Origin of the sequence: Mesorhizobium sp. M00.F.Ca.ET.216.01.1.1 (assembly GCF_004010325.2) — a bacterium.
Classification (GTDB): domain Bacteria; phylum Pseudomonadota; class Alphaproteobacteria; order Rhizobiales; family Rhizobiaceae; genus Mesorhizobium.
In genome coordinates this window covers 1-279 of sequence record NZ_SADR02000643.1, presented here as the reverse complement: position 1 = coordinate 279, position 279 = coordinate 1, and the positions used below count along the sequence as shown (strand labels likewise).

The 279-nt window shown below is 67.4% G+C and carries 1 protein-coding gene; it reads left to right on the top strand.

Annotated elements, in window-relative coordinates; translation table 11 throughout:
- On the top strand, window positions 1–279 hold a 279-nt coding region (locus tag EN859_RS37760; protein WP_135913781.1), incomplete at both ends, for a hypothetical protein.

Genomic DNA, 279 nt, shown 5'->3' with positions numbered 1-279 from the left:
CAACCTTGATGCACAGGGCAAGTTCGCACTGCAGGGCGCGCAGGGCCAGGGTGACCTGAAGCTGTCGCTGGGCAGCAGCCGGGTGACCGCGTCGGGCAAGGTCGGCGACCGCCTCGACATCGATGCACGTTTCGAACCGTTGCAGCTGAGTGATCTGCTGCCCGGTGCCGATGGTGGCCTGCGTGGCCAGGTACAGGTGAAGGGGCCGCGCGATGCGCCGGACATCACCGCCGACCTGGTCGGCAACAACCTCAACTGGGACGGCTACGGCGCCGAGAG